Genomic DNA, 18,177 nt, shown 5'->3' with positions numbered 1-18,177 from the left:
ATAACCGTATACCAACAGCTATAGGGGCTGGACTGCTAGCTTTAGTCCTGCCCCTATTTTTTATAGAAAGGGAAATTCAATGTCAAGAAAAATCGTCGTTGCTTTGGGAGGAAATGCTATTCTCTCATCTGATCCTTCTGCAAAAGCTCAACAAGAAGCACTTGTAGAAACAGCTAAACACTTAGTTAAATTAATCAAAAATGGGGATGAGTTGATCATCACTCACGGGAATGGCCCTCAAGTAGGAAACCTCTTGCTCCAACACTTGGCTGCAGATTCTGAAAAGAACCCAGCTTTCCCACTTGATTCATTAGTTGCTATGACCGAAGGAAGCATTGGTTACTGGCTTCAAAATGCTCTTCAAAATGCTCTTCTTGAAGAAGGAATTGAAAAAGATGTGGCTTCTGTTGTCACTCAAGTCGTTGTGGATAAGAACGACCCAGCTTTCGTTAACTTGAGCAAACCAATCGGCCCATTCTACTCAGAAGAAGAAGCAAAAGCAGAAGCTGAAAAATCAGGGGCAACTTTCAAAGAAGATGCTGGTCGTGGCTGGCGTAAAGTTGTGGCTTCACCAAAACCAGTGGATATCAAAGAAATCAATACCATTCGTACTTTGTTGAACGACGGTCAAGTCGTTGTAGCTGCCGGTGGTGGTGGCATCCCTGTTGTGAAAGAAGCAGATGGTAGCCTATCTGGTGTTGAAGCGGTAATCGATAAAGACTTCGCATCTCAACGTTTGGCTGAATTAGTAGAAGCAGACCTCTTCATCGTCTTGACTGGTGTCGATTATGTCTTTGTGAACTACAACAAACCAGACCAAGCGAAATTGGAACATGTGAATGTGGCTCAATTGGAAGAGTACATCAAACAAGACCAATTTGCACCAGGAAGCATGCTTCCTAAAGTAGAAGCTGCGATCGCCTTTGTAAATGGTCGTCCAGAAGGAAAAGCAGTCATCACATCACTTGAAAACCTTGGAGCTTTGATTGAGTCTGAAAGTGGAACAATCATCCAAAAAGACTAATGAAAAATTAGGAAAAAACTAGTATTTTAAAGCTTATTGTGATAGAATAAGTCTATAGGTAAGCGTTTTACAAGAGACTCTTGTAAAACATCACTCACACTTTGTTGCGTTAGGAGGAAGACAAATGAGTGAAAAAACGAAAAAAGGATTTAAGATGCCTTCATCTTTTTCCGTATTGTTGATCATCATTGCCATTATGGCAGTGTTAACTTGGATCATTCCAGCTGGTCAATACAAAGTTGATAAAGCTGGTGCCATCATCGCAGGTAGTTATGAATCTGTGAAACAAAACCCTCAAGGGATTTGGGATGTCCTGATGGCTCCAATCAATGCGATGCTTGGTAAAGCACCAACCAGTGCAGCGATTGACGTAGCCTTCTTCATCTTGATGGTCGGTGGTTTCCTTGGAGTTGTGAACGAAACAGGTACCCTTGATGTAGGGATTGCTTCTATCGTTCGTAAATACAAAGGCCGCGAAAAAATGTTGATCTTGATCTTGATGCCATTGTTTGCCCTTGGTGGTACAACTTATGGTATGGGTGAAGAAACTATGGCCTTCTATCCACTTCTTGTTCCTGTTATGATGTCTGTTGGTTTTGACAGCTTGACAGGGGTGGCTATTATCCTCTTAGGATCACAAATCGGATGTTTGGCGTCGACATTGAACCCATTTGCGACAGTTATCGCTTCTGATACTGCAGGTATCTCAAGTGCTTCAGGTCTCTTGCTCCGTGTTATCTTCTGGATCGTATTGACAGGACTTAGCACCTACTATGTATACCGTTATGCAGATAAGGTTCAAAAAGACCCAACCAAATCTCTCACCTATGCAACTCGTGAAGAAGATTTGAAACACTTCAACGTTGATAGTGGTGAAGAAATTCCTTCACAAATGAACAAGAAACAAAAACGTGTCTTGCTCGTCTTCATTTCAACATTCGTCATCATGGTTGCTGGATTTATCCCATTCAAAGATTTGGGTATTACATTCTTTGACAGCTTCAACGAATCTCTCCATAAAGTTCCTTACCTTGGTCAATTGATCGGTAACACAGATGCTCTTGGTACATGGTACTTCCCTCAAACAGCTATGCTCTTTGCCTTCATGGGAATCCTTGTTGGTATCATTTATGGCTTGAAAGAAGATAAGATTATTTCATCCTTCATGAATGGTGCAGCTGACCTCTTGAGTGTTGCTCTTATCGTAGCAGTAGCACGTGGTATCCAAGTCATCATGAACGACGGTATGATCACTGCAACAATTCTTCACTGGGGTGAAGAAGGACTGAAAGGTCTTTCATCTCAATTGTTCATTGTCTTGACTTACATTTTCTACTTGCCAATGTCATTCTTGATCCCATCATCATCTGGTCTTGCCAGCGCAACAATGGGTATCATGGCACCTCTTGGTAAATTCGTCAATGTACCAGGTAGCTTGATTGTCACAGCTTACCAATCTGCATCTGGTGTCTTGAACTTGATCGCACCAACTTCAGGTATCGTAATGGGAGCTCTTGCTCTTGGACGTGTTGACTTGAGTGCATGGTGGAAATTCATGGGTAAATTGGTCGTAGCTATTGTTGTGATTACTATTGCCCTTCTTCTACTCGGAACTGTTGTTCCATTCTTGCAATAGAATAAAGTAGGTGTTTCATGAAAAAAAGAATTAAGGACGATGTGAAAGAGCAGTTTTTAAACTCTCTTCAAACCATCATTTCTTACCCTTCTGTGTTAAATGAAGGGGAAAATGGAACACCGTTTGGACAAGCTATCCAAGATGTCCTAGAAAAAACCTTAGAGCTTGCTCGAGAATTAGGTTTTCAAACATATATAGATCCTGAAGGATACTATGGATATGCAGAGATCGGTCAGGGGGAAGAACTCCTGGCCGTTCTTTGTCACTTGGATGTTGTTCCAGCCGGTGATCTAAAAGATTGGCAAACGCCACCTTTTGAAGCGACTATTGTCGGTGACTATCTAGTAGGTCGTGGTGTGCAGGATGATAAGGGACCGTCTCTTGCTGCCCTCTATGCAGTCAAGAGTTTGCTGGATGATGGCCTCCAGTTTACCAAACGAATCCGCTTTATCTTTGGGACGGATGAAGAAACCTTGTGGCGCTGTATGAACCGCTACAACCAAATCGAGGAACAAGTAGATCTTGGATTTGCACCGGATTCCTCTTTCCCATTAACCTATGCTGAAAAAGGCTTATTACAAGTGAAATTGCATGGTCCAGGTTGGGATGATCTTCCCTTACAGGCTGGTCAGGCCCTCAATGTTGTTCCAGACAAGGCGACCTATGCTGGTCATCGTTTGGAAGAGTTGCTTCCTGTTTTGGATCAAAGTGGGGTTCGGTATAGCCAAACAGAAGATTCTGTAACGGTTTTGGGTGTTTCCAAGCACTCTAAAGATGCAGCTGAAGGAGTGAATGCTATTGTCGGTTTAGCGGAAAGTTTATCCCTCATCCAACCCCATCCAGCTTTGCTTTTTATCGCAGATGCAGTTGGTGAGGATGCAACGGGAGAAGCGCTATTTGGCCCTATTTCAGATGAACCAAGTGGGGATCTTTCCTTCAATCTTGCGACCCTTGTGATCGATCAAGAGCAATCGGAAATCGGAATTGATATTCGAATTCCAGTCCTAGCAGATAAGGAGAATTTAGTAGCTCGTCTGCAAGAAATTGCGGCTAGCTATCAGTTGGAGTATGAAGAATTTGACTATTTGGCTCCTTTATATGTACCGCTAGATAGTCCTTTAGTCAGCTCTTTGATGGCCGTCTACCAGGAAGAAACCGGGGATAGGACACCAGCCATGTCTTCAGGTGGTGCGACATTTGCGCGAACTATGGAAAACTGTGTAGCTTTCGGCGCTCTTTTCCCAGGTGCAGAACAGACCGAGCACCAGGCCAATGAACGAGCAAAAATTGACGATCTCTACGCTGCGATGGAAATCTATCGAGAAGCCATTCAGCGCCTAGCGACAAAATAAAAAGTTTGGAAACTAAGTTTCCAAACTTTTTATTTGCTAAAGAAGAAGGGTGGGGTGAATTCTTTTAATTTTTCAAAGCAATCCAAAGCTCCTTGGTTGTCTTCACAGATGACCAAGCAGACATCGTCCCCACAGATAGTAGCTACAATTTGATCCAGTTCCAGTGCATCTAAGATAGCTCCAAAGGATTGGGCAAGCCCTGGAAGAGTTTTTACAACGACCTGGTTTTGAACGGGCCGCAACATGACTAAGGCATCTTCCATATACATCCGCAGGCGCTTTTCCCAACGGGAAGGAGCGATGGTGTTCATGGCATAGTAGGAACTATCCCCCTCGTTAATTTTCACTAGATTCAAGGATTTAACATCCCGTGAAAGGGTGGATTGGGTAACGAGAACCCCATTGGCTTCAAGGGCTTCTTGGAGTTCTTGTTGGGTATGAATCCTACGCTCAGAAATAATAGAGCGGATCAAGCGGTGGCGGCTTTCAATTTTATTCATGAGAGACTCCTTTACTTGATGAACATAGCGTCCCCAAAGCTGAAGAAGCGGTACCGTTCCTGAATAGCATGATGATATGCTTCTAAGGTTAATTCACGGCCAGCAAAGGCAGAAACCAACATGACTAAAGTTGATTTTGGAAGGTGGAAGTTGGTCGAAAAGGCATCGACTACTTTCCATTCATAACCCGGTTTAATGAAAATATTGGTCCAGCCAGAATCGGCTTGGATATCACCTGCAAATTTATTTCCGATCGTTTCAAGCGTCCGGATAGAAGTTGTTCCAACAGCTACGATGCGTTTCCCTGCAGCTTTTACTTGACGAAGGGTCGTAGCTGCCTCTTCTGAAAGTTGGTAAAATTCAGAGTGCATCTCATGGTCTTCGAGATTGTCCACTGATACTGGACGGAAGGTACCAAGCCCTACATGAAGGGTCAGGTAAACAAGATGAACACCCTTTGCTTCAATCTTTTGAAGCAATTCTTGGGTGAAATGTAGACCTGCTGTTGGGGCTGCAGCAGAACCGTTTTCTTTAGCATAAACGGTTTGGTAGCGTTCGCGGTCAGCAAGCTTTTCGTGAATATAGGGAGGGAGTGGCATTTCGCCAAGACTTTCCAAGACTTCTAAAAAGATGCCTTGATAGTGGAAGCGGACGATACGGCCTCCGTGTTCCAATTCTTCCTCGACAGTGGCAGTCAATCGACCATCTCCGAAGCTCACTGAAGCCCCTACTTTTAATCGTTTAGCAGGCTTTGCTAAGACTTCCCAACAGTCATCTTGGGTATTTTTGAGGAGAAGGAATTCGACGTGACCACCTGTTTCTGGCTTGACGCCGTGAAGACGGGCAGGCAGTACGCGCGTATTGTTCATGACAAGAGCATCTCCTGGCTCCAATTCATCCAAAATTGCATCAAAATGACGATCTTGGAATTGCCCTGTTTTTCGATCCAGGATCAAGAGTTTAGAGGCATCTCGTTTTTCAAGAGGGGTTTGGGCAATCAGTTCTTCAGGCAAATCAAAGTCAAAGTCGTTGGTATTCATTTGCGCTCCTTTTATAATAAATTTGTGAGTAGATAGATGGTTGTCCCGATAGCTAAAAGCATCAGGACAGTTCCCATCAAAAAGATCAGGACCTTGAGAATCTTTCTTTGGTGAATCAAGAAAGATAAGAGAAAGACAAGGAGTCCGATCAAAAAAATGATGAATAATAGTGATACAATCATACCTTTCATTATATCACGAATTGATATGAAATTGAAAAAAATGCTAGGAAAAGATAGCGGTTTCACTTGACAAAAATTGGTCTATACCATATAATAAAAGCATAGAGAAATAGGAGGTCTATCCAATGAAAATTATTGAAGTAAAGGACCAAATTGAGGGTGGAAAAGTTGCCTTTGATATATTGAAAGAAAAATTACAGGAAGGTGCGCAAACCTTAGGTCTTGCGACAGGAAGCAGTCCCCTTGAGTTTTATAAACAGATTCGTGAAAGTGATTTGGATCTTTCTAATCTAATCAGTGTGAACTTAGATGAATACGTAGGGTTGACGGGAGATGATCCTCAATCCTATCGGTATTTCATGGAAAAACATCTCTTTGATGCCAAACCATTCCAAGAAAGCCATCTCCCATCGGGTGTAGAAGAATCTGCCGATCAAGAAGTGATCCGTTATAACAAAATACTCGAAGACCATCCAGTGGACCTTCAAATATTGGGAATCGGACGAAATGGGCATATCGGTTTTAATGAGCCAGGAACATCCTTTGATAGCCAGACCCACTTAGTTCAGTTGGATGCCTCTACGATTGAAGCCAATTCTCGTTTCTTTGATAAGATCGAAGATGTACCAACCCAAGCCATCTCGATGGGGATTGCCAATATCTTAGCTGCAAAATCGATCGTCTTGTTTGCATATGGGGAATCAAAAGCCCAAGCGATTAAAGGAACTGTAGAGGGTGAAAGGACAGAAAAAGTGCCCGCTAGTGCCCTTCAAGGCCATCCAGATGTGACCATTATAGCGGATAAGGAAGCTTTGAGCTTGTTAAGTCGTTAATAAACAGGACCTATCGCCGATTTATTCGGGCCAGATAGGTTTTTTTCTGCTTCAAAGTATGGTACAATACAAGTAATCATCTGCTGGGATTGGCTCTTTTCATTTACTGGGAGACAAGAAGAAAGAGCATAAAGGTTAGAAGCTTATTTCAACCTCCAGTTGATTAGTCTGTTATAAAGGAAAAGTTTATGATAAAAAAATATTTGATGTCTATTTGCCTCCTTCTGAGTCTCTTATGCCAGCCAATTCTAGCTAGTGCGGATGAGTTGGTGGATATGGCGCAAAAGATGTATCCAAATGACAATGTCCAAGCCATAAACCGTCCACACTCTTCGCTCATTATTGACGGCAATACGGGAAATGTTCTTTGGAAAGACAATATCGATGAAGTCAGAGATCCGGCCAGCATGAGTAAACTCATGACGCTCTATCTCTTGTTTGAAGATATGGCAAATGGCAAGATCAGTAAAGATACAGTGATCAAGGCGACCGCTTCAGATCAAGCGATCGGTAAGATCTATGAAATCTCAAATAATAATATTGTTGCTGGAGTAGACTATACCATTCCTGAGTTGATTACCATGACCGTGGTTCCATCCTCAAATGTGTCGACCCTCATGTTGGCCAATCTTATGTCCAACAATGATCCAGACGCCTTTATCGAGCGCATGAATGCCAAGGCTAAGGAATTGGGGATGACCAATACGGTCTGGAATAACCCAAGCGGGGCTGCCATCTCAACCTTGCAAGGCTACTATCAGGTCAACAATTATCCAAATGATGCGGCTAACCAGACAACCGCGCGTGATTTGGGAATTTTGGTCTATCATTTTATCAATCAATACCCGGATATCTTAAGCTATACCAATCAAGCACAAGTCACGGTCAAAAAAGGAACTCCGTATGAGGAAACCTTTGATACCTATAATTATTCATTGCCAGGAGCCAAGTATGCCTTAAAAGGTGTGGATGGTTTGAAAACGGGATCAAGCCCTCGTGGAGCCTTCAACTATATTGCAACCATCAAACGGGGCAATCAACGTTTAATTGCTGTCATTATGGGGGTTGGAGATTGGGCAGACCAAGATGGGGAATACTACCGTCACCCATTTGGGAATGCCTTGATCGAAAAAGTCTATAAAGATTTTGGCTATAAGAAATTATTGGATGCTGGTGTCCAGCAGATTGATGGCAAGACCTATACACTCAAAAAACCATTTTATGCAACGGTGGAAAAGGGAGCTAAAGAGCCCACACTTGCAGTAAAAGATGGGTATTTGACAGTGGATAATGGTCTCTATACTCTGTCTGAAGGAATCCGAGATGATATGAAGGTGGAAGAAGGGGCCAAGCCAGAACTGGTCAAAGAAACAGCAAGTGGAAAAAAGGCGACTGCCAAGCAAAGTAAATGGCTTTCGCTAGATCACTTCCTGATTTTGATTCCGATTCTCATTCTTGTCATCATTCTCTCGATTGAAAAACAAAGTCGAGATCGACGCAAAAGAGACGCCCAAAAGCGCTATTATAAAGATTAAGAATAAAACCTAACTGATTATCGGTTGGGTTTTGTCATTGTTCCATTAGGATATTTTTAGAAAGGATGTAAATGAAAAAATTCCGTAATTCTTATGCAGCTTATATGCTACTCTATAGTTTTTATTTTATGTCTACCTCCCTCTTTACGACCTTAATTTCTGTCTATTTGATGGGGAAACACTATAGTGCCACCCAAGTATCGACCTTGGTATCTGTTGCCTTTTTCTTATCCATGGTAGCCCAACCCTTCTTTGGGTATATCAATGAACGATTTGGAATCGTAAAAATGACAACCCTCAGTCTGAGCATTATCATAGGTGGAGTCTTAGGTTTTCTTTGGGCTCCCAATCTCTTTTGGCTGACAGCTTTTTATGGAATCGTTCTAGTCTGTTTGAATGGAACAGCTCCCATGATGGAAGTTTTTGCAACGCAAAGTCCATACGCTTTTGGGAAGATTCGCGTTTGGGGAACGATTGGCTACTCAGTTGGAGTACAAATAGCTGGCTGGGTCTATCATCAGTTTAGTCCCCAAGCAGTCTATTATACGGTTTTAATCACGATTGTCCTAAGTATTTTCTGTCTAAGTGCCGTTCGAATGAAGAAAAAAGAGACAGTTATAGAAAAGGAAACAGAGCCCGTTTCTATTTGGCCTCTTCTTCACAACGGTCCTTATCTCTTCTTTATTATTCTGATTGGCTTGGCTTCAGGGGTTGGTAATATCGGTCACACCTATATTCCTGAGTTGCTGATGGATAGTGGTCTACCGGTTCATATTGCCTCTACAGTTGTGGCTATCTCAGTTGTAGTAGAAGCTCCTTTGATCTTTTTCTCCGATCGATTCATGGACCACTGGCCTTTACGGGTTTTGATAGCACTTCCAATCGGAATTATTTTCGCTCAATATGCCGTCTATGCTCTTCCAAGTCCTGTCTTCTTAAAAGTGCTCCTGACACTCATAGCCAAGCATACGACAGGCATGGTTTTGGTTATGGTTTCCTTACGATTTATTGCCCAACAGGTGAAGGGGAAAGACTTGGTTCTTGCTATGGCTATTGTACAGGGGGCGCGCTACCTAGGTACGATTCTATTACAACCACTGGCTGCACACTTTATTGAATACGGCGGCTATCAACTTATGAGCCTCTTTTTAGCAGGAGTAGTAGGAATCGTTTTTGTAATGACCTTTGCCTTAAAAATGCCTCAAGGAAGATCTCACAGCCTTTTTGGTGGCAATGTAGAATAATTTATTGGCTAGAATTGTACAACTAGCTACAGAGGAATTGGACAGAAACACTGATTTCATCGTGTTCTGTCCAATTTTTTTGCTATTATCAAGAACTAGTGATTAATTTGACATTCAAAGTATTCGATGGTAGAATGAGGTAAAATAAAAATAAAGGAGACCATTTTATGAAAAAAATGATCTTATCGACAGCTGCTCTTTTGACGATTGTTTCCCTAGCTGCTTGTTCAAATAAGCAAGAAACAAAGAAGGAAACTTCAAATAGTCAATCAACTACTAAAGTGACGAGCAAATCTGCTAACACTTCAAAAAGTAAGGATACTTCAACAGATTCAGAAGATACCTCATCTTCTAGTCTCTTAACAGATGCTGAAATCAGTAAAGCAAAAACAGTTGGAGACTTCAAAAAGTTGTTTGCAAAATTAATGGATCAATCTGTATCTATTACTGAAGAAGCAGGTGGTTCTGTGACGGGTTCTGCAAAAGAGCAATACGATGCAACGATTAGTGCCTTGAAGCAAGGATTGGAAAACCAAAAAGATATCTTTAATGAAGGCTTGGAAAGCATCGGTTCAGATAGCACTGTTGTTCCTAAAGAAGACCGTGAAGCTCTGATCGAAAGCTTGAAAGATGCTCGAGAAGAGTTGGAAAGTACTCGTAAAGAAATGAAAGATATGCAGAAAGAACTGAGTAAATCTCCTGTTGCAGATGACGACAGTGATGATTCAGATTCTGACGAATAATAGCAAGAAAAGGTTGGAATTTCCAGCCTTTTTCTTATTTTTTTTCGAATGATATAGATGAGGAGGTGGGGCTATGTTTATTGCCATGGATAAGAATCAAAAGCGGTGGAACTGTCTGGAGGAGATCCCAGACGTCAGCAAAGGCCCCTTCTATTGCTTAGCTTGTCACAGTCCAGTGCGTCTTAAAAATGGCACGGTGCTACGGGCTCATTTTGCCCATGTAGAGTTACAGCATTGTCCCTACCATCACGAAGCGGAGAGTTTGGAACACCTGGAATTAAAAGCTAGTCTTTATAACTGGGCCTCTAAGGAATCTAGAACAGAAGTCGAAAGTTATTTAGCAGATTTTCAACAAATTGCAGATCTCTTAGTAGTAGATAAGAAGTTAGCTTTGGAAGTACAGTGTAGCTCTTTATCTTTGGAGCGTTTGAAGGAGAGAAGTGATGCTTATCGATCCCATGGTTATCAGGTCTATTGGTTACTTGGTAAAAAGTTATGGCTCAAGGAAAGACTGACCAAACTACAGGCTGGTTTTCTATATTTTAGTCAGAATCGTGGGTTTCATCTTTGGGAATTGGATTTGACCAAGCAAGAGCTCCGTTTGCATTACCTCATCCATGAAGATTTGAGAGGGCGTTTGCATTATCAAACAGAAATTTTCCCTTTTGGTCAAAAGTCCTTACTTGAAGTCTTGTGTACCCCTTATCTTTCGCAACCCATGCAGCAAATGGCAGTCGTGCTGGATCGCACATTTTTAACCTATATACAGCAGCAGCTCTTTTACCGTCACCCAAAGTGGATGAGACTTCAGGAAGAACTCTATTTGCAGGGACACCATCTAATGGAACTGGGGCTGGATTACTTTTATCCTCTTTGTCGTCCAATCCTTTCACAGAACTTGCTTCAAATTGAAGAGGATGTAGAAGATTACTACCAGCAATTTATGACCTATTATCAGACGCAAGGGATCCAACCCGTTCAGATCATTTATCCCCCACGTTTTTATATTCAGCAGAAAAGCTAACTTTCTAAGATAGAAATCCTCCCGAAATGTTCATTTTATGCTAAAATAGTACCATTGGAGGATTAATCGAAATGGTAAAACAACGTAATGAAATTGATGAAAAATACCAATGGGATTTGTCGACAATTTTTGCGACAGATCAAGCTTGGGAAGAAGAAGCAGCTAGCTTAGCTTCAGATATTAAAGCAGCTAGCCACTATGCTGGCCATTTGTTGGATTCAGCGCAAACGCTTTTGGAGACAACCAATGCTTATTTGGAATTGAGCCGCCGCTTAGAAAAGGTCTATGTCTATGCTCATATGAAAAATGACCAAGATACACGAGTGGCTAAATACCAAGAATACCAATCAAAAGGGATGTCTCTTTATAGCTTGTTAGGCGAAACTTTTGCCTTCTATGAGCCTGAGTTCATGGCCATTACGGATGAGCAGTACAAGGCTTTTGTGAGTGAGGTTCCAGCCTTGGAACAATATGGTCATTATTTTGATCGTTTGCTAGAGAAAAAAGAACATGTCTTGTCCCAAAAAGAGGAAGAATTACTTGCAGGAGCTGGTGAAATCTTTGCTGCTGGTGGGGAAACATTTGAAATTTTGGACAATGCAGATATTGTTTTTCCAACTGTGCATGATGACAAGGGTGAAGAAGTTCAATTAACACATGGAAACTATATTTCTTTGGTAGAGTCAAAAGATCGTGCCGTTCGTAAAGAAGCTTATGAAGGTCTCTACAAGGTCTATGAACAGTACCAACATACCTATGCAAAAACCTTGCAAACCAATGTAAAAGTTCACAACTTCAATGCCAAAGTTCGTAAATTCTCATCTGCCCGTGAAGCAGCCCTTTCTGATAACTTTGTACCAGAAAGTGTTTATGATAGCTTGGTAGCAGCTGTGAACAAACACTTGCCACTTTTGCAACGTTATGTGCAATTGCGCTCAAAAATTCTAGGAATCTCAGACTTGAAGATGTACGATATGTATACGCCATTATCCGATACAGACTACAAGTTTACTTATGAAGAATCATTGGCCAAAGCAGAAGAAGTCTTGGCTGTTTTGGGTGAGGACTATCTTTCTCGTGTGAAACGTGCCTTTAGCGAACGGTGGATCGACGTGCATGTCAACCAAGGAAAACGCTCAGGTGCCTATTCAGGTGGTTCTTATGATACCAATGCCTTTATGTTGTTGAACTGGCAAGATACATTGGATAATCTCTTCACCTTGGTGCATGAAACTGGTCACAGTATGCATTCTAGCTATACCCGTGAAACCCAGCCGTATGTCTATGGAGACTACTCTATTTTCCTTGCTGAGATTGCATCCACAACCAATGAAAATATCTTGACAGAACGTCTCCTAGAAGAAGTAGAAGACGATGCAACTCGTTTTGCTATTTTGAATCACTTCTTGGATGGCTTCCGTGGAACCGTCTTCCGTCAAACTCAGTTTGCCGAATTTGAGCATGCTATCCATAAAGCAGACCAAGAAGGTACCGTTTTGACTAGTGAATTCTTGAACAACCTCTATGCAGAACTCAATGAGAAATACTACGGTCTTTCAAAAGAAGACAACCCTGAAATCCAATATGAATGGGCTCGTATTCCTCACTTCTACTATAACTACTACGTTTTCCAATATTCAACTGGTTTTGCAGCAGCTTCAGCTCTAGCTGAAAAAATCGTTCATGGAACCCAAGAAGATCGTGACAAATATATCGACTACTTGAAGGCTGGAAACTCTGATTATCCACTCAATGTCATCCGCAAAGCAGGTGTGGATATGGAAAAAGAAGACTATTTGGACGCAGCCTTTGCAGTCTTTGAACGTCGTTTGAATGAATTTGAAACCCTAGTAGAAAAATTAGGACTCGCATAAAATGGTAGAGTCTTATAGTAAAAATGCCAACCACAATATGCGCCGGCCAGTCGTTAAAGACGAGATCGTTGACTTTATGCGGACCCGTCAAAAGCCGGTAGCTGGTGCCTTGAAGGAATTAGAAGCATTCGCCCGCAAGGAAAATATTCCCATTATCCCGCATGAAACGGTAGCATACTTTAGACTACTCTTGCAAGCTTTACAACCAAAGAAAATCCTTGAAATTGGGACAGCAATTGGATTTTCAGCTCTCTTAATGGCTGAACATGCTCCCAATGCACAAATTACCACTATTGATCGGAATGAAGAAATGATTGGTTTTGCCAAGGAAAATCTGGCTAAATACGATCAGAGAAAGCAAATCACCTTGCTTGAAGGAGATGCTGTAGATGTCTTACAGGATTTAACAGAGACCTATGACTTTGTCTTTATGGACTCAGCCAAGTCTAAATACATTGTCTTTTTGCCACGGATTCTCGAACTCTTAGAAGTTGGAGGAATTGTGGTACTGGATGATATTTTCCAAGGGGGAGATGTTGCCAAAGACATTATGGAAGTTCGTCGTGGGCAACGAACCATTTACCGGGGGCTTCAAAATCTCTTTAATGTGACTCTCAATCATCCAGATTTGACCGCTAGTTTGGTGCCACTTGGAGATGGTATTTTGATGATTCGTAAAAATGCAGAGACGGTAACCTTGCCAGATCCTAGCTCTTTTTAGGTAAATTTAAGGTATTCTCTCTAATTTGTGGTAAAATAGAAGAAGTTTAAAAAGGAACGGAGAATAATTTTCATGAAGAAAAAACTTGTAGCAGGTGCTGTGACCTTGCTATCAGTCGTAACGCTAGCAGCATGTGCCAATGGCACAAACAAAGACATCGTGACCATGAAAGGGGACACGATTACAGTTTCTGATTTCTATGATGAAATCAAAACAAACCAAGGCGCTCAACAAGTTCTTTTCCAAATGACCATCAATAAAGTCTTTGAAAAAGAATATGGATCAAAAGTTTCTGATAAAGAAGTCGATAAAGAATTGGCTAAACAAAAGAAACAATTGGGGAACCAATTCGATGCTTACTTGGCGCAACAAGGTTTGACGGAAGAAACAGCGAAGAAACAAATCCGTAGCAATATGTTGTTGGAATATGCAGTTAATCAAGCTGCTAAGAAAGATATCAAAGAGTCAGACTACAAGGCGGCTTTTGAATCTTACACACCAGAAGTAACAGCACAAATTATTAAGTTGGATTCTGAAGATAAAGCAAAAGAAGTGTTGGAAGCTGCTAAAGCTGAAGGTGCAGACTTTGCCCAAATCGCCAAAGACAATTCGACAGATACTGCTACAAAAGACAAAGGTGGCGAAGTCAAGTTCGATTCAGGAACAGCAGATATTCCATCTCAAGTCAAAGAAGCTGCCTTTAAGTTGGATGAAAATGGAATTTCAGATGTCATCACAGTTTCAGCAGGTCAAAACTATTCTGCTAGCTACTATATTGTCAAATTGAACAAGAAGACAGAAAAAGGTTCTGACTGGAAGAAATACGAAAAACGTCTGAAAGAGATCATTGTTGACGGTCGTAAGCAAGATACTAACTACATCCGTAGCATTATTGCAAAAGCGATGACCAATGCCAATATCAAGGTCAAGGATGATGCCTTCAAATCAACATTCAACCAATATTTGCAAAATATCGGTGTTGAAACAAGCGGTAGCAGCTCATCATCTAAAAAATAGTTGACGGTTCCTTTTGGAACTTGTATAATGAAATAGTTGAGAATAAATCATTGTTACTCGGAATCAGAGAAGTGGCGGGGGTGCGAGCCATGGAAGAGAAATGATTTTGCTACTCGGCTGAGACAATTGCATACAAAATGAAGAATGACAAGTTCATTGAATGAAGGTGGTACCGCGGTTTTTCGCCCTTCGTTTAGTGGCTTGTCTTTTGTTTGTGAATCGTTCTCTGAAGCTTTTCAAAGGAGATCAAAAGATGAGAACCTATCAAGTGAAACAAAAATTTCGATTGGGTGGCGAACGCTTCGATATCAAAGATGAGTTAGGAAATGTCGAATACCAGGTTGAGGGATCCTTTCTTAAGATTCCCAAGACTTTTACCATTTATGATAAGAATGGAGAAAAAGTTAGCCATATCACCAAAAAAACAATCAGCCTTCTTCCAAAATTTGAGGTTGAGCTGGTGAATGGGGACCGCTTTTATATCCATAAAAAGCTGACGCTCTTCAGAGACAAATACGAAATCGAAGATTTGGGGCTTCGGGTGCAGGGAAATATCTGGGACCTGGAATTCAAATTGTTCGATGATCGGGATCAAATCGTCGCTGAGATTAGCAAAGAACTCTTTCATCTAACCTCTACTTATCAAGTATCGGTTTATGAGGATGAATACGCTGATTTAGTCATCTCACTGTGTGTCGCTATCGATTATGTCGAAATGTTAGAAGCAGGCACCAACTAATCTTATAAAAATTAGGAGACAAATATGAAACAATTATCTAGTGCACAAGTCCGCCAAATGTGGCTTGATTTCTGGGCAAGCAAAGGCCACTCAGTAGAACCATCTGTTAGCTTGGTTCCTGTAAACGACCCAACTCTTTTGTGGATTAACTCAGGGGTTGCCACTCTTAAGAAATACTTTGATGGAACTATCAAACCTGAAAATCCACGGATTACCAATGCTCAAAAGGCTATTCGTACCAATGATATCGAAAACGTAGGGAAGACAGCGCGTCACCATACTATGTTTGAAATGTTGGGGAACTTCTCCATCGGGGATTACTTCCGTGATGAAGCCATTACTTGGGCTTATGAACTTTTGACAAGTCCTGAATGGTTCGACTTCCCCAAAGACAAACTTTACATGACCTATTATCCAGATGATAAGGATTCATACAACCGTTGGATCGCTGTTGGTGTGGATCCAAGTCACTTGATTCCAATCGAAGACAACTTCTGGGAAATCGGTGCGGGACCTTCTGGACCAGATACTGAAATCTTCTTTGACCGTGGTGAAGCTTTTGACCCTAAAAATATTGGTCTTCGCTTGCTTGCAGAAGATATCGAAAACGACCGTTACATCGAAATCTGGAACATTGTCTTGTCACAATTTAACGCAGACCCTGCTGTTCCTCGTAGCGAATACAAGGAATTGCCTCACAAGAATATTGATACGGGCGCTGGTTTAGAGCGTTTGGTAGCCGTTATCCAAGGGGCGAAGACCAACTTTGAAACAGACCTCTTCATGCCGATTATCCGTGAAGTTGAAAAGATGTCTGGTAAAACCTATGATCCAGATGGCGACAACATGAGCTTCAAGGTGATTGCAGACCACATCCGTTCGCTTTCATTTGCGATTGGAGATGGGGCTCTTCCTGGTAATGAAGGTCGCGGTTACGTTCTTCGTCGTCTCCTCCGTCGTGCTTCTATGCATGGTCAAAAATTGGGGATCGAAGGAACCTTCTTGTATAAATTGGTTCCAACCGTTGGGAAGATCATGGAAAGTTACTACCCAGAAGTACTTGAAAAACAAGAGTTCATCGAAAAAATCATCAAGAGTGAAGAAGAATCTTTTGCTCGTACCTTGAACTCTGGTCAACACTTTGCCCAAACCATCGTTGAAGACTTGAAAGAAAAAGGCCAAACGGTTATCGCTGGTCAAGATGTCTTCAAACTCTATGATACATACGGATTCCCAGTAGAATTGACAGAAGAAATTGCCGAAGAAGCTGGAATGACAGTCGACCGTGAAGGCTTTGAAGCAGCTATGAAGGAACAACAAGAACGTGCGCGTGCATCAGCTGTTAAAGGCGGATCTATGGGGATGCAAAATGAAACTCTTCAAAACATCACTGTAGAAAGTGTCTTCAACTACAATGCTAGTCAATTGCCTTCTAAATTGGTGGCTATCGTAGCGGATAATGCAGAAGTAGAAGCTGTTTCAGAAGGAACTGCATCACTGATCTTTGCAGAAACTCCATTCTACGCTGAAATGGGTGGACAAGTTGCGGACCACGGTCAAATCTTGGATGCGTCAGGAAATGTCGTAGCGACTGTGACAGACGTTCAAAAAGCACCAAATGGACAAGCACTCCATACTGTTGAAGTCCTTGCTCCTCTTGCCTTGAACCAAGAATACACCTTGGCCATTGACACTAATCGTCGTCACCGTGTTATGAAGAACCACACAGCAACTCACTTGCTCCATGCGGCTCTTCACAATATTCTTGGTAACCACGCAACCCAAGCAGGATCTCTCAATGAAGTAGAATTCCTTCGCTTTGACTTTACCCACTTCCAAGCTGTAACTCCTGAAGAATTGCGCGCTATTGAGCAACAAGTCAATGAGAAGATCTGGGAAGCAATCGCAGTAGAAACAATTGAAACAGATATCGATACTGCTAAAGAAATGGGAGCGATGGCCCTCTTTGGTGAGAAATACGGTAAAGAAGTCCGTGTTGTCACCATCGGTGACTACTCAGTGGAACTCTGTGGTGGTACCCATGTAGGCAATACTTCTGAAATCGGTCTCTTCAAGATTGTCAAAGAAGAAGGGATCGGATCAGGAACTCGTCGTATCTTGGCAGTGACTGGTAAGGAAGCCTTCGAAGCTTATCGTGATCAAGAAGATGCTCTGAAAGCAGTCGCAGCAACCTTAAAAGCCCCTCAACTCAAAGAAGTCCCTCACAAGGTGGAAGGACTTCAAGAGCAACTCCGTCAATTGCAAAAAGAAAATGCAGAATTGAAGGAAAAAGCAGCGGCTGCAGCAGCAGGTGATGTCTTCAAACATGTTCAAGAAGCAAATGGTCACAGCTTTATCGCAAGCCAAGTTTCTGTATCAGATGCAGGTGCCCTTCGTACCTTCGCGGATAACTGGAAACAAAAAGACTACTCTGATGTGCTTGTCCTTGTCGCAGCCATCGGTGACAAAGTGAACGTCCTTGTAGCCAGCAAGACAAAAGATGTACATGCAGGTAATGTGATTAAAGAATTGGCTCCAATCGTTGATGGACGTGGCGGTGGAAAACCAGACATGGCCATGGCAGGAGGAAGCAACCAAGCGAAAATCCAAGAATTGTTGGATGCAGTAGCAGGTAAATTGTAATAATAGGAGAGAGTGGGACAGAAATCGGTAATTCGTTAGAATTCGATTTCGTTGTCCCACCTCCGCACAG

General features: G+C 41.9%; 16 protein-coding genes. 13 read left to right on the top strand and 3 right to left on the bottom strand.

Annotation, left to right across the window (positions count from 1 at the left end; all coding sequences use genetic code 11):
• Positions 1-79 precede the first annotated feature (79 nt).
• The 3 genes from arcC to ADI76_RS00865 all read left to right on the top strand — a co-directional run bounded on the left by arcC (position 80) and on the right by ADI76_RS00865 (position 4,012).
• On the top strand, positions 80-1,024 hold the full coding sequence (arcC, locus tag ADI76_RS00875; protein WP_049514058.1) for a carbamate kinase: 945 nt from the start codon (positions 80-82) through the stop codon (positions 1,022-1,024).
• Between the two features lie 124 nt (positions 1,025-1,148).
• Positions 1,149-2,660, top strand: coding sequence for a YfcC family protein (locus tag ADI76_RS00870; RefSeq protein WP_049514056.1), 1,512 nt, complete (start codon positions 1,149-1,151; stop codon positions 2,658-2,660).
• A 17-nt stretch (positions 2,661-2,677) separates the two neighbouring features.
• A complete protein-coding gene (locus ADI76_RS00865; protein ID WP_049514054.1) occupies positions 2,678-4,012 on the top strand; it encodes a dipeptidase in 1,335 nt (444 codons plus the stop codon).
• 29 nt (positions 4,013-4,041) lie between these two features.
• On the opposite strand, the gene ADI76_RS00860 is transcribed toward ADI76_RS00865, so the two are convergent.
• The 3 genes from ADI76_RS00860 to ADI76_RS00850 are packed head-to-tail and all read right to left on the bottom strand — an operon-like array spanning position 4,042 to position 5,734.
• Positions 4,042-4,512, bottom strand: coding sequence for an arginine repressor (locus ADI76_RS00860; protein WP_009732532.1), 471 nt, complete (start codon positions 4,510-4,512; stop codon positions 4,042-4,044).
• A gap of 11 nt (positions 4,513-4,523) precedes the next feature.
• Positions 4,524-5,552: a tRNA preQ1(34) S-adenosylmethionine ribosyltransferase-isomerase QueA gene (gene queA / locus ADI76_RS00855; RefSeq protein ID WP_049514051.1), complete on the bottom strand. Its 1,029-nt coding sequence runs from the start codon at positions 5,550-5,552 to the stop codon at positions 4,524-4,526.
• Positions 5,553-5,563: 11 nt separating this feature from the next.
• The gene (locus tag ADI76_RS00850; RefSeq protein WP_049483678.1) at positions 5,564-5,734 is read right to left on the bottom strand and encodes a hypothetical protein; all 171 of its coding nucleotides are present in this window, start codon (positions 5,732-5,734) and stop codon (positions 5,564-5,566) included.
• A 125-nt stretch (positions 5,735-5,859) separates the two neighbouring features.
• Here ADI76_RS00850 and ADI76_RS00845 point away from each other — a divergent pair, with 125 nt between their 5' ends.
• The 10 genes from ADI76_RS00845 (at position 5,860) to alaS (ending at position 18,107) form a co-directional block, all read left to right on the top strand.
• Entirely contained in the window at positions 5,860-6,567 is a 708-nt protein-coding gene (locus tag ADI76_RS00845) for a glucosamine-6-phosphate deaminase (RefSeq protein ID WP_049514049.1), read from the top strand.
• Between the two features lie 188 nt (positions 6,568-6,755).
• Complete coding sequence (locus ADI76_RS00840; RefSeq protein ID WP_049514047.1) at positions 6,756-8,102, top strand: DUF1958 domain-containing protein; 1,347 nt, start codon at positions 6,756-6,758, stop codon at positions 8,100-8,102.
• Between the two features lie 71 nt (positions 8,103-8,173).
• A complete protein-coding gene (locus ADI76_RS00835) occupies positions 8,174-9,346 on the top strand; it encodes an MFS transporter (RefSeq protein WP_049514044.1) in 1,173 nt (390 codons plus the stop codon).
• A 167-nt stretch (positions 9,347-9,513) separates the two neighbouring features.
• Positions 9,514-10,089, top strand: a complete 576-nt coding sequence (locus ADI76_RS00830) for a hypothetical protein (RefSeq protein ID WP_049514042.1) — start codon at positions 9,514-9,516, stop codon at positions 10,087-10,089.
• Positions 10,090-10,162: 73 nt separating this feature from the next.
• A complete protein-coding gene (locus tag ADI76_RS00825) occupies positions 10,163-11,113 on the top strand; it encodes a competence protein CoiA family protein (RefSeq protein WP_049514039.1) in 951 nt (316 codons plus the stop codon).
• A gap of 71 nt (positions 11,114-11,184) precedes the next feature.
• On the top strand, positions 11,185-12,987 hold the full coding sequence (pepF, locus tag ADI76_RS00820; RefSeq protein WP_049514037.1) for an oligoendopeptidase F: 1,803 nt from the start codon (positions 11,185-11,187) through the stop codon (positions 12,985-12,987).
• A gap of 1 nt (position 12,988) precedes the next feature.
• Positions 12,989-13,708, top strand: coding sequence for an O-methyltransferase (locus tag ADI76_RS00815; RefSeq protein WP_049514034.1), 720 nt, complete (start codon positions 12,989-12,991; stop codon positions 13,706-13,708).
• Positions 13,709-13,780: 72 nt separating this feature from the next.
• On the top strand, positions 13,781-14,725 hold the full coding sequence (gene prsA, locus ADI76_RS00810; protein WP_049514028.1) for a peptidylprolyl isomerase PrsA: 945 nt from the start codon (positions 13,781-13,783) through the stop codon (positions 14,723-14,725).
• Between the two features lie 253 nt (positions 14,726-14,978).
• A complete protein-coding gene (locus ADI76_RS00805) occupies positions 14,979-15,464 on the top strand; it encodes an LURP-one-related/scramblase family protein (RefSeq protein ID WP_049514025.1) in 486 nt (161 codons plus the stop codon).
• 24 nt (positions 15,465-15,488) lie between these two features.
• Entirely contained in the window at positions 15,489-18,107 is a 2,619-nt protein-coding gene (alaS, locus tag ADI76_RS00800) for an alanine--tRNA ligase (protein WP_049514023.1), read from the top strand.
• Positions 18,108-18,177 lie beyond the last annotated feature (70 nt).

Origin of the sequence: Streptococcus parasanguinis, from assembly GCF_001074805.1 — a bacterium.
Lineage (GTDB): Bacteria > Bacillota > Bacilli > Lactobacillales > Streptococcaceae > Streptococcus > Streptococcus parasanguinis_A.
The sequence above is the reverse complement of the archived record's forward strand: the minus strand, read 5'-3'. Positions and strand labels throughout refer to the sequence as shown.